The sequence below is a fragment of the Micrococcus sp. Alg238-R198 genome (genome assembly GCF_900537135.1).
Classification (GTDB): Bacteria; Actinomycetota; Actinomycetes; order Actinomycetales; family Micrococcaceae; genus Micrococcus; species Micrococcus luteus.
Genome location: NZ_UNRH01000015.1, coordinates 24,520 through 37,240 on the forward strand (window position 1 = coordinate 24,520; position 12,721 = coordinate 37,240).

The 12,721-nt window shown below is 68.5% G+C and carries 7 protein-coding genes and 3 rRNA genes; all 10 read right to left on the reverse strand.

From position 1 onward, the window contains the following. Positions 1 to 7 precede the first annotated feature (7 nt). The gene (gene xerD / locus G6R13_RS11245) at positions 8 to 1,024 is read right to left on the reverse strand and encodes a site-specific tyrosine recombinase XerD (RefSeq protein ID WP_036315732.1); all 1,017 of its coding nucleotides are present in this window, start codon (positions 1,022 to 1,024) and stop codon (positions 8 to 10) included. Beyond that, positions 1,021 to 1,728 carry an NUDIX hydrolase gene (locus tag G6R13_RS11250; protein WP_041102685.1) on the reverse strand — a complete coding sequence of 236 codons (708 nt, stop codon included), beginning with the start codon at positions 1,726 to 1,728 and terminating at the stop codon, positions 1,021 to 1,023. Before G6R13_RS11250 ends, xerD begins: the two co-directional genes overlap by 4 nt. A 41-nt stretch (positions 1,729 to 1,769) precedes the next feature. Further along, positions 1,770 to 3,512 (reverse strand): DNA repair protein RecN, encoded by a 1,743-nt coding sequence (gene recN, locus G6R13_RS11255; RefSeq protein ID WP_061866978.1) that lies wholly within the window; start codon positions 3,510 to 3,512, stop codon positions 1,770 to 1,772. Continuing rightward, positions 3,509 to 4,597 (reverse strand): NAD kinase, encoded by a 1,089-nt coding sequence (locus tag G6R13_RS11260; protein WP_065573206.1) that lies wholly within the window; start codon positions 4,595 to 4,597, stop codon positions 3,509 to 3,511. Before G6R13_RS11260 ends, recN begins: the two co-directional genes overlap by 4 nt. 113 nt (positions 4,598 to 4,710) lie before the next feature. After that, entirely contained in the window at positions 4,711 to 5,553 is an 843-nt protein-coding gene (locus G6R13_RS11265; RefSeq protein WP_123244154.1) for a TlyA family RNA methyltransferase, read from the reverse strand. Then, positions 5,546 to 6,376 (reverse strand): HAD-IIA family hydrolase, encoded by an 831-nt coding sequence (locus tag G6R13_RS11270; RefSeq protein ID WP_123244153.1) that lies wholly within the window; start codon positions 6,374 to 6,376, stop codon positions 5,546 to 5,548. The genes G6R13_RS11265 and G6R13_RS11270 overlap by 8 nt, the downstream gene beginning before the upstream one ends. Further along, positions 6,373 to 7,239 carry a hypothetical protein gene (locus G6R13_RS11275; protein ID WP_230278193.1) on the reverse strand — a complete coding sequence of 289 codons (867 nt, stop codon included), beginning with the start codon at positions 7,237 to 7,239 and terminating at the stop codon, positions 6,373 to 6,375. The genes G6R13_RS11270 and G6R13_RS11275 overlap by 4 nt, the downstream gene beginning before the upstream one ends. Before the next feature lie 518 nt (positions 7,240 to 7,757). Beyond that, positions 7,758 to 7,874, reverse strand: a 5S ribosomal RNA gene (rrf, locus tag G6R13_RS11280). Between the two features lie 192 nt (positions 7,875 to 8,066). Next, a 23S ribosomal RNA gene (locus G6R13_RS11285) occupies positions 8,067 to 11,158 on the reverse strand. 438 nt (positions 11,159 to 11,596) lie between these two features. After that, positions 11,597 to 12,721, reverse strand: a 16S ribosomal RNA gene (locus G6R13_RS11290); the annotation flags it as partial.

The following is a 12,721-nucleotide window of genomic DNA, read 5'->3' on the forward strand; positions in this document are numbered from 1 at the left end:
GCGGGGCTCAGCGCGCGCGCGGATGCGCGGCGGAGTAGACCTCGCGCAGGGAGTCCACGGTGACGAGGGTGTACACCTGCGTGGTGGTCACGGACGCGTGCCCGAGCAGCTCCTGGACCACGCGGACGTCCGCGCCGCCGGCCAGCAGGTGCGTGGCGAAGCAGTGGCGCAGGGTGTGGGGCGAGACGTCCGCCTCGAGGCCGGCGCGCTCGGCCGCCCGCTTCAGCACGGCCCACGCGGACTGCCGGGAGAGCCGGCCCCCGCGGGCGTTGACGAACAGGGCGGGCGTGGAGCGTGTGACTCCCGTCATGATCGTGGGCCGTCCCCGCACCAGCCATGCGTCGAGCGCGGCGGCCGCGTAGGAGCCGATCGGCACCACGCGCTCCTTGGACCCCTTGCCGAACAGGCGGACCACGGGCTGGCCGCCGTCGTCCCCGGTCTGCGCGAGCCCCACCACGTCGTCGACGTCGAGGCCGACCACCTCGGAGATGCGGGCGCCGGTGCCGTAGAGGAACTCGAGCAGCGCGCGGTCCCGCAGTCCGGCGGGGGTGTCGACGGGCACGGCCTCCAGCAGCGCCGTCACCTGCTCCACGGGGAGCGCCTTCGGCAGGCGGTCGCCCGGCTTCGGCGGGTGGACGTCGCGGGCGGGGTCGGCGGGCGTGAGTCCCTCGAGGGCCCAGAACCGGTGCAGGCCGCGCACGGCCGCGAGCACGCGGGCCGCCGAGCGGACCGCGAGGGGCCGCCCGCCGTCCTCGCCGGTGCCCAGCGCCCGCAGGAAGCCGGAGACGTGGCCGGGGTCGACGTCGGCGGGGGCGCGCACCCCGTGGGCTTCGAGCCAGCGGCGGTAGCGCTCGAGGTCGCGGCGGTAGGCGGCCAGCGTGTTCGCGGCGAGGCCCCGCTCGACGGCCAGGTGCTCCAGGTGGCGGCGGAACGGGGCCGCGAGCGCGGACTCCGCGCCCCGGCCCCCACGGCTCCCACGGGCCTCGGCCTCGCCGCTCCCCCGGGCGGCCGGGTCGGTGCTCACGCGGGCCAGTCCGCCCCGGGGCCGTGGCGGTCGGGGACGAACGGCGCGTCCACGGGACGCAGGCGTCGCCAGCCCTGGGCCCGGTGGGCGCCCAGGGCCAGCACGGCGACGACGGTGGACGGGTTGTGCACCCGGCCGTCCAGGACGGCGTCGGTCACCTCGTCGAGGCCGACCCACACGAGCGGCATGGCCGCCTCCTCGTCCTGCCGGGTGTGCCGCTCGCCGTCGGGGATCTCCTCGATCTGACGGGCCAGGAACACGCGGATCGCCTCGCTGGAGCCGCCCGGGGTCGTGTAGTAGTCGACGAGGGTGTGCCACTCGCGGGCGCGCAGGTCGGCCTCCTCGGCCAGCTCACGGACGGCGACCTGGTGGAGGTCCTCCCCGTCCACGTCCCGCAGGCCCGCCGGGATCTCCCACAGCTCCATGCCCACGGGGTGGCGGTACTGGCGGACGAGGGCCACCTGCTCGCGGGGGCCGGTGGTGGTGAGCTTGGTGCGGACCGCGAGGATCGCCACGGCGCCCGGGTGCACCATCAGCTCCCGGGTCAGCGGATCCCGGGACTTGTCCGCCGGGTCCAGGCGGAACGACTCCCGGGCGATGTCCCACACTCGGCCCTCGTAGACGGTCTTCGACTTCTTCACCGGGCGGGGGACGTGCAGGTCGCGCAGGGGCGAGCGTCCCGCGGACGCGGGGATCTCAGGCATGGGGCGATCCTTTCATGTCGGGGCGGCGTCCGCGGACCGGGTCAGCCGCGTTCGCGGGCGGAGGACTCGAGCAGCTCCCGGGCGTGCTCGCGGGCCGCCGCGGAGTCCCCGCGGCCGGCGAGCATGCGGGCGAGCTCCTCGACCCGTTCGTCGGCCGTCAGGGTCACGACGTCGGAGGTGGTCACACCCGCGGCCGGATCCGAGTTCTTCTCCACCCGCACGTGCCGGTCCGCATAGGCGGCGACCTGGGGCAGGTGCGTCACGGCGATGACCTGCACGTGGCGGGCGAGCCGGGCCAGGCGTGCCCCGATCCGCACGGCGGCCTCACCGCCCACGCCGGCGTCGACCTCGTCGAACACGAAGGTGGGCACCGGGTCCGTGGCGGCCAGGACCACCTCGAGGGCGAGCATCACGCGGGAGAGCTCGCCGCCGGAGGCGCCGCGGCCCAGGGGCCGGGGCTCGACGCCCGCGTGGGGGCGCAGGGCGAGCGTGACGTCCTCAGCGCCGTACGGGCCGAGACCGTCCCCGGCGACCGGCGTCAGCCCGACGTGGAACGAGGCGTCCGGCATGAACAGGGCGTGCAGCTCCTCGGTCACCGCGGTCTCGAGCCGCTCGGCGGCCGCGGTGCGCAGGGCGGTGAGGGTCGCGGCCCGCTCGCGCAGCGCGGCGTCCAGCCGGTCGACCTCCGCCTCGAGCTCCTCGAGGCGGCCGGAGTCGCCCTGCAGCTCGTCCAGGCGCGGACGCTGGGTCCGGGCCCAGTCGATCACGTCGGCGAGCTCCGGCCCGTAGAGCCGCTGCAGTCGTGTGAGCTCGGCCAGCCGCGACTGGGCCGCGTCGAGGTCGGAGGCCGCGTCGGCGTCCAGGTCAGCGGTGTAGCGGGCCAGGTCGCCGGCGATGTCCGTGAGCACGACGGCGGCCTCGGCCAGGCGCGCGGCCGCGGCGGCGAGCTCGGGGTCGTCGCCGGGGGCGGCGAGCACGGCCTGCCGCGCCCCCTCCACGAGGCTGACGGCGCCGGGGGTCTCGTCCATCGCGTCCACGTCGGGGCCGGCCAGTCGGGCGTGCGCCTCCCCCGAGGCGGCACGCAGCTCCTCGACGTCCTCGAGCCGGCGGATGAGAGCCCGCAGCTCCTCGTCCTCCCCCTCCTGCGGGTCGGCGAGGTCGATCTCCTCGAGCGAGCGCTGGAGCGCCTCGGCCTCGCGGGCCCGCTCCTGGCGGTGGGTGGTGAGCTCCTCGCGCTCCCGACGCGCGGCGGCCCAGGCGGCGTGGTCGGCGCGGTAGGCCCGCAGGGCCGCGGCGAGCTCGGCGCCGCCGAACGCATCGAGGGCGTGCCGCTGGGCGTCGGCGCCCTGGAGGCGGACCTGGTCGTTCTGCCCGTGCACGGCCACGAGCGTGGCCCCGATCTCGGAGAGCAGGCCCACGGGCACGGAACGGCCGCCGGCCGCGGCGCGGGAGCGTGTGCCCTCCCCCGACGCCGTGACGCTGCGGCTGAGGACCAGGTCGCGGGTGCCGTCGTCGCCCTCGTCCACGACCGCACCGGCCTCCTGAGCCAGGCGGAGCGCCGCGTGGTCCGCGGCCACGCGCACGCCGGCGTCCACGACGGCTCGGGACGAGCCCCGGCGGACCGCGCCCGCGTCGGCGCGAGCACCGAGCAGCAGGCCCAGGGCGGTGACCACCATGGTCTTGCCGGCGCCGGTCTCACCGGTGACGACGGTGAAGCCGGGGTCCAGGTCCACGGTGGCCTCGCCGATCACGCCGAGCCCCGAGATCCTCAGATGGTCGATCATGCGTCCTCCCCGGGGTGACGCGCCCCGCGGTCGCGGTGGCGCTGGATGTCCGCGGGCGAGAGCACCGACAGCGGCATGGTGGCCGGTTCGACGACGTCGGGACGCGGCCCCGCGTGCCGCGGCTCGACGGTCTCCACCGCGTGGAGCACGCCCGCCCGCTCCTGGGCGGTGACGGGGCCGCGCCAGCCGTCCGTGGGCAGCCGGAACTTGCGCACCAGCCGTTCCGCGAAGGGAGTCGGGTTGAGACGGGCCAGGCGCACCGGCTCCGCCGACCGGGACACCTCGATCCGGGCCTGCGGCGGCAGTTCGACGGTGCGCCGGCCGTCACACCACAGCACACCGGTCTCGCGGGTGCGGGTGAGCACGTCCACGCCGATCGTGGAGCGCGGACCCACCACGAGGGGGCGGGTGAACAGGGCGTGGGCGCTGATGGGCACGCACAGCAGGGCCTCCACGGAGGGCCACACCACAGGGCCCCCGCCGGAGAAGGCGTAGGCCGTGGAGCCGGTGGGGGTGGCCAGCACGACGCCGTCGCAGCCGAAGGCCGTCAGCGGCGAGTTGTCCACGGACACGACCACCTCGAGCATCCGCTCCCGGTGGGACTTCTCCACGGAGGCCTCGTTGAGGGCCCACGTGCGGGCCACCTCGCGGCCCTCCACGTGCACGACGACGTCCAGGGCCATGCGCTCGATCACCACGTAGGACTCCGAGGCGATCGCCTGGACGGTGCGGTGCAGGTCGGTGCGCTCGGACTCGGCGAGGAAGCCGACGTGGCCCAGGTTCACCGCCAGCAGCGGCACGTTGTAGCCGCGGACGAAGTCGGCCGCCCGCAGCACCGAGCCGTCGCCGCCGAGGACGAGGCCGAGGGTGATGTCCTCGAGCTCGCAGTCGACCCCGAGGGCCTCCGGCGCGAACTCCGGGGGGTCCCCCGCGGCCGCGCGGATGGCGGCCACGTCCTGTTCGAGCATGACGCTGACCAGGCCCTCCTCCGCGAACATGCGGGTGGCCTGCAGCGCCGCGCTGATGGCGTCCTCGCGGCCCGTGTGGGTCAGGACGAGGACGCGACGTCCGGGGGTGTAGGGCATGGTTCCTTCCGCGGGCCGGGGTGCCGGGCACTGCGCTCCAGGATAGCCACGAGACCGGACGCGCGAACCGGTGGCCCCGCGCCCGTGGACGGGCGGTGTCCCCCGGTCGGGGGTCAGGACCAGTCGATGTGCGCGCCCCGGACCCACCCGGCGGCGCTCTCGCCGGCGGGCGTGGCCGGGCCCGTCCCGCCAGCCGGGTCGTCGGCCGCGGTGGCGTCGGGACGGCGGAGTCGCAGGAAGAACTCGGCGTTCCCGTCCTGGCCGGCCAGGCCGGATCGGGCAAGGCCGCGCGGTGCGAGGCCGGCGCCCAGCGCGGCCGCGGCCACCCCCGCGACGGCGTCGCGGCGGGCGTCGGGATCGGTCACGACGCCCGTCCGCGGCAGAGCGCGCCGCCCGACCTCGAACTGGGGCTTGACCATGAGCAGCAGCTCGGCGCCGGGTCGGCACACGCCCGCGAGCGGGGCGAGGACGAGACGCAGCGAGATGAAGGACAGGTCGGAGACCACCAGGTCCACCGGACCGTCGATGTCCTCGGCCGTGAGGTCGCGGACGTTGAGCCCCTCGCGCACGAGGACGCGAGGGTCGGCCCGGACGGGCGGGGCCAGCTGGTCGTGGCCCACGTCGACGGCGGCCACCCGTTCAGCGCCCCGCTCGAGGAGGACCTGGGTGAAGCCGCCGGTGGAGGCCCCGGCGTCGAGCGCCCGGCGGCCGGCCACGCCCACGTCCGGGAACGCCTCGAGTGCGCTGACCAGCTTGTGGGCCGCACGGGAGACGTACCGCGGGCCCGGGTCGCGCAGGCGCAGGGTGGCGTCGGCGGCCACGCGGTCGGCGGGCCGGCGCACCGGGCGGCCGTCGAGGAGCACCTGTCCCGCGCGGATGAGCGCCGCGCCCTCCGTGCGGGAGCGTGCCAGGCCCCGAGCGGCCAGGGCGACGTCGGCGCGTGCGGTCTCAGCCACGCCGTGGGTCCGCGGAGGCCTCGGCCCCGCCGGCGAGCAGAGCGGGCAGGTGAGCACGGACCCACGTCGGCCGGTCTGGCCCGGGGGCGGCGCCCGCGGTCTCGCGCGTGTCGATGCCGGTCAGGACGAGCACCGTGTCGAACCCCGCCGCGTTGCCGCCGCGGATGTCCGTGTCCAGGCGGTCGCCGACCACGAGGGGACGGGCCAGGCCGAGGGCGTCGGCCGCCGTCCGGAACAGTCGTGGCTCGGGCTTGCCCGCCGCGACGGGCGCGGTGCCGGTGGCCCGGCCCACCGCCTCGACGAGGGCCCCGTTGCCGGGGGCGATCCCCTCCGCGCGCGGAATCGAGGTGTCCAGGTTGGTGGCGACCCAGGTGGCCCCGGCGCGCACGGCGTACGCCGCCTCCGCCAGATCGGCCCAGCCGAGACCGGGGTCGAAGCCCTGGATCACCGCGTCGGGACGCTGCGCCGCGGACGCGACCACCTCGTAGCCCCGCTCCTCGACCACGGCGCGCAGGTACGCCGAGCCGACCACGAGCACCCGACCGGTGCGGCGGCCCAGCGTCTCCTCGAGCAGGTCGACGCCCGCCGGTGCGGAGCCGAAGACCTGCCCCGCCTGCGCGGGCACCCCGAGCGTGCGGAGATGCTCGGCCACGGACTCCGGCGCGCGGGAGGCGTTGTTCGTCACGAACCCGACCGGCACGCCCCGTTCCTGCAGCGTCGACAGCGTCTCGACCGCCCCGGCGATCGCGCCGCCTCCGGCGTAGACGACGCCGTCCAGGTCGCACAGCAGCCCGTCGTGACCGTCGAAGAACGTGGCGCTCACCGACCGTCCGCCTCCGGGGCCTCGAGGGCGTCGAACAGCGACAGCTGGTTCGGGTCGACCTCGTCCGGCGCGTCGACGGCGGCCGGCGGCTCCGTGGCGGCCTCCGGCTCCTCGGCCGGGGATCCGTCCGCCGTCGGCTCCGCACCGGCCTCGGCCGCAGACCGCTCGTGGCGCCGTTCGCGGGGGGACGGGCGGCGGTCCCGGGGGTCCTCGACCGGCTCGGTGTCCACGTCGATGATCTCCGGGTCCGCGAACCCGCCCACGCCGAGGGCCTTCTCCGCGACGCGCACGGCGCGCGCCCAGAGCCGAGCCTCGTCGCGGCGCCCCAGGGCGAGCAGCACGTCGGCCTGACGCTGGAACAGCCGGGGAGAGAAGGGGTAGCCGCGCCGCCGGTCCAGTTCCGGGATCTGCAGGGCCTCATGGGCGCCCTGGAGGTCGCCGGCGTCCTCGCGGATGCCGGAGACGACCATGGCCAGCTCGGCCCGCGCCGCCCGGTCCAGACGCGAGGCATCCACCTCGGCGGCCAGCTGCAGGGCCTTCTCCGTGCGGCCGAGGGCACGCTCGCTATCCACCTGCGCGGCGATGTGGGTGTCATCGCCCGTCATACGCCGGTAGGTGCGGAACTCGCGCAGCGCGTCGGCGTACTCCCCCGCCGCGTAGGCGGTGAGCGCGACTGCCTCGCGCACGCGTGAGAGGCGGCCGCCCTTGCGGGACGCGGCGAGGGCGTGCTGGAACGCCAGCGCCGGGTCGACGTCCAGGTAGCGGCCGGCCATCACGAGATGCTTGGCGACCCAGCTGGCAGGACGCTCGTCAAGGCCGTTGATCTCCTTGAGCGTGCCGCGGTCGAGCTCCTGGCCCGTCACGTCCGGGTCGATGTCCGGAGAGCGCTCCTGGTCCGCACGATTCGCCGCTCGGAGGTCACCGGGATTGTGCGCGGGTCGTTCGGCGCGGTCCTCGCGACGAGGGCCCGTCGGCGCACCGCGGCGCTCGGGGCGTCCGCCCCCCTGGCCCGGGCCGCGCCGCCGGTCCTCGTGAGGCCCGCCGGAGCGGCGCCGGTCACCGGCACCGCTGCGAGGACGTCCGTCGCGGTCTCCACCACGACGCCGGCCATCACCGCCACCACGGGGCCCGCGGCCCTCGGATCCGCGGTCCTCGCGGCGCTCTCGGGGGGTGTCCTCAGCCATGGTGTCCTTCCTGGGCGTCACGCCGCGACGGTCCGCGGGAACGCGGTCTCTGTTCCTCATGTGCCGGCCTCGCGGCCGGGTCCTCAGGGGACCAGGCTAGTGCCCGGAGCCTGTGGCAGACCGTCCTTGCGGGGAAAACAGTCCAGAAATGCGGGAAGGGCCTCGCACCAACAGTGCGAGGCCCTCCCTCAAAGAATGTCCGGCGGCGACCTACTCTCCCACAACCTCCCGGCTGCAGTACCATCGGCGCTGTGGGCCTTAGCTTCCGGGTTCGGAATGGAACCGGGCGTTTCCCCCACGCTATGACCGCCGTAACCCTAACCCCACACCACCACCCTCAACACGGGCAACAGCAGGGAAACCTACGGGTCACACAACAGTGACACTATTCAACTCAAAACACCCCAACCACCCACCAACAAGCAGACAGCCGGTTGCAATCAGACAACCGCACAGTGGACGCGAACACCAACCCATCACCTTGAAGCAAGCAATAGGATAAGAGTGTGTGTAAGTCATCGGCCTATTAGTACTGGTCAGCTTCACGAGTCTTCAGTCCTCGCTTCCACATCCAGCCTATCAACCCAGTGTTCTAGCTGGGGGCCTCACACCCTCAAAGGGGCAAGGAAATCTCATCTCGAAGCCGGCTTCCCGCTTAGATGCTTTCAGCGGTTATCCATCCCGAACGTAGCTAATCAGCCATGCACCTGGCGGTACAACTGACATACCAGAGGTTCGTCCGTCCCGGTCCTCTCGTACTAAGGACAGACCTTCTCAAATTTCCAACGCGCGCAGAGGATAGGGACCGAACTGTCTCACGACGTTCTGAACCCAGCTCGCGTACCGCTTTAATGGGCGAACAGCCCAACCCTTGGGACCTACTCCAGCCCCAGGATGCGACGAGCCGACATCGAGGTGCCAAACCATGCCGTCGATATGGACTCTTGGGCAAGATCAGCCTGTTATCCCCGAGGTACCTTTTATCCGTTGAGCGACGGCCGTTCCACAACGAGCCGCCGGATCACTAGTCCCGACTTTCGTCCCTGCTCGAGCTGCCACTCTCACAGTCAAGCTCCCTTGTGCACTTGCACTCGACACCTGATTGCCAACCAGGCTGAGGGAACCTTTGGGCGCCTCCGTTACATTTTGGGAGGCAACCGCCCCAGTTAAACTACCCATCAGGCACTGTCCCTGACCCGGATCACGGGCCGAAGTTAGATATCCAGAGTGACCAGAGTGGTATTTCAACGGCGACTCCACGAACACTGGCGTGCCCGCTTCACAGTCTCCCACCTATCCTACACAAGTCACACCGAATACCAATACCAAACTATAGTAAAGGTCACGGGGTCTTTCCGTCCTTCTGCGCGTAACGAGCATCTTTACTCGTAATGCAATTTCGCCGAGTTCATGGTTGAGACAGCGGGGAAGTCGTTACTCCATTCGTGCAGGTCGGAACTTACCCGACAAGGAATTTCGCTACCTTAGGATGGTTATAGTTACCACCGCCGTTTACTGGGGCTTAAGTTCTCCGCTTCGCCGAAGCTAACGGGTCCCCTTAACCTTCCAGCACCGGGCAGGAGTCAGTCCATATACATCGTCTTACGACTTCGCATGGACCTGTGTTTTTGATAAACAGTCGCTTCCCCCTGGTCTCTGCGGCCCCGATCCCCTCACACCAGCACGTGGTGCTCAAGGTTGGGGCCCCCCTTCTCCCGAAGTTACGGGGGCATTTTGCCGAGTTCCTTAACCATGATTCTCTCGATCGCCTTAGTATTCTCTACCTGACCACCTGTGTCGGTTTAGGGTACGGGCAGTTTGAACCTCGCGCCGATGCTTTTCTAGGCAGCATAGGATCACCGGATCACCCACCATGTGGGCGCCCATCAGGTCTCAGGCATACAGCCGGCGGATTTACCTACCGGCAGCCCTACACCCTTAGACCAGGTCATTTCCATTGCCCGGCCCGGCTACCTTCCTGCGTCACACCTGTTAATGCGCTTGCCTCCCCGGTTCAGGTCCCGCGCTCCCCACCACCGTCCCCGTCAAAGACGGGGTTCGGGATGGTTCGGGCGGTTAGTATCACCGGCTCAGCATGGACGGTTCTTCACTGGTACGGGAATATCAACCCGTTGTCCATCGACTACGCCTGTCGGCCTCGCCTTAGGTCCCGACTTACCCAGGGCAGATTAGCTTGACCCTGGAACCCTTAGTCATCCGGCGGACGGGTTTCTCACCCGTCTTTCGCTACTCATGCCTGCATTCTCACTCGTCCACAATCCACCAGAAGTTACCCGCTGGCTTCACCTCGTGAACGACGCTCCCCTACCCATCCAGCAAAACTGAATGCCACGGTTTCGGCGGTGTACTTGAGCCCCGCTACATTGTCGGCGCGGAATCACTTGACCAGTGAGCTATTACGCACTCTTTCAAGGGTGGCTGCTTCTAAGCCAACCTCCTGGTTGTCTCAGCAACTCCACATCCTTTCCCACTTAGCACACGCTTAGGGGCCTTAACCGGTGGTCTGGGCTGTTTCCCTCTCGACTATGAAGCTTATCCCCCACAGTCTCACTGCCACGCTCTCACTTCCCGGCATTCGGAGTTTGGCTGAAGTCAGTAACCTTGTAGGGCCCATCGTCCATCCAGTAGCTCTACCTCCGGGAAGAAACACGTGACGCTGCACCTAAATGCATTTCGGGGAGAACCAGCTATCACGGAGTTTGATTGGCCTTTCACCCCTACCCACAGCTCATCCCCTCCATTTTCAACTGAAGTGGGTTCGGTCCTCCACGCGCTCTTACACGCGCTTCAACCTGGCCATGGGTAGATCACTCCGCTTCGGGTCTAGGACACGCGACTCAATCGCCCTATTCAGACTCGCTTTCGCTACGGCTTCCCCACACGGGTTAACCTCGCCACGTATCACTAACTCGCAGGCTCATTCTTCAAAAGGCACGCTGTCACCCCACAAGGAGGCTCCAACGGTTTGTAGGCACATGGTTTCAGGTACTATTTCACTCCCCTCCCGGGGTACTTTTCACCATTCCCTCACGGTACTGATCCGCTATCGGTCAACAGGTAGTATTCAGGCTTACCAGGTGGTCCTGGCAGATTCACACGGGATTCCTCGGGCCCCGTGCTACTCGGGCAACCCTCCAACAGCGGCGGAACACATTTCGACTACGGGACTCTCACCCTCTACGGTCCAGCATCCACACTGGTTCGTCTATATGCCCGCACCTCACTGCGCCATGCCGGCAGACATGACAAGGAGGGGCCCACAACACCGCACATGCAACCCCTGCCGGGTATCACACACATACGGTTTAGCCCCATCCGCGTTCGCTCGCCACTACTAACGGAATCACTTTTGTTTTCTCTTCCTGTGGGTACTGAGATGTTTCACTTCCCCACGTTCCCTCCACCCGGTCTATGTGTTCAACCGGGGGTCACACGACACGTCGTGCGGGGTTTCCCCATTCGGAAATCCTGGTCTCAACGTCCGGTTATCGACTCCACCAGGCTTATCGCAGATTCCCACGTCCTTCTTCGGCTCCTGTTGCCAAGGCATCCACCATGCGCCCTTGGAAACTTTCACACACAATGAAAGTCCTCAAATGAGCAATATCTAACTAAGATGTCATTCTCGGCATCACCACACCTCACACACCACCCCAGGGGGAACAGTGCGATCAACGATGCAGCAACAAAAAAATAAGATGCTCGCGTCCACTATGCAGTTCTCAAACAACAACCCACACCCCATCCACCAACCCACAAGGCCAGCTTCACAAGATACGGAGACCAGAAACAACAACCCCAACCCTCACAGGTCAGGGYRCCTGCTGTTCCAGGACCCAACAGTGTGCCAACACCAGCYCGCAGCCACCAACACCACCCATTCCAACCACACCCTCACAGGCATGACGTACTCGAGCACTGCCGGCACCACCACTGGCACCATTCATTGATGTTCCACCCATGAGCAACCCGCCATCACACACGCGGTGATGCAACGGGCACTAATGCTCCTTAGAAAGGAGGTGATCCAGCCGCACCTTCCGGTACGGCTACCTTGTTACGACTTAGTCCCAATCGCCGGTCCCACCTTCGACGGCTCCCCCCACAAGGGTTAGGCCACCGGCTTCGGGTGTTACCAACTTTCGTGACTTGACGGGCGGTGTGTACAAGGCCCGGGAACGTATTCACCGCAGCGTTGCTGATCTGCGATTACTAGCGACTCCGACTTCATGGGGTCGAGTTGCAGACCCCAATCCGAACTGAGACCGGCTTTTTGGGATTAGCTCCACCTCACAGTATCGCAACCCATTGTACCGGCCATTGTAGCATGCGTGAAGCCCAAGACATAAGGGGCATGATGATTTGACGTCGTCCTCACCTTCCTCCGAGTTGACCCCGGCAGTCTCCCATGAGTCCCCACCACGACGTGCTGGCAACATGGAACGAGGGTTGCGCTCGTTGCGGGACTTAACCCAACATCTCACGACACGAGCTGACGACAACCATGCACCACCTGTGAACCCGCCCCAAAGGGGAAACCGTATCTCTACGGCGATCGAGAACATGTCAAGCCTTGGTAAGGTTCTTCGCGTTGCATCGAATTAATCCGCATGCTCCGCCGCTTGTGCGGGCCCCCGTCAATTCCTTTGAGTTTTAGCCTTGCGGCCGTACTCCCCAGGCGGGGCACTTAATGCGTTAGCTGCGGCGCGGAAACCGTGGAATGGTCCCCACACCTAGTGCCCAACGTTTACGGCATGGACTACCAGGGTATCTAATCCTGTTCGCTCCCCATGCTTTCGCTCCTCAGCGTCAGTTACAGCCCAGAGACCTGCCTTCGCCATCGGTGTTCCTCCTGATATCTGCGCATTCCACCGCTACACCAGGAATTCCAGTCTCCCCTACTGCACTCTAGTCTGCCCGTACCCACCGCAGATCCGGGGTTAAGCCCCGGACTTTCACGACAGACGCGACAAACCGCCTACGAGCTCTTTACGCCCAATAATTCCGGATAACGCTCGCACCCTACGTATTACCGCGGCTGCTGGCACGTAGTTAGCCGGTGCTTCTTCTGCAGGTACCGTCASTTTCGCTTCTTCCCTACTGAAAGAGGTTTACAACCCGAAGGCCGTCATCCCTCACG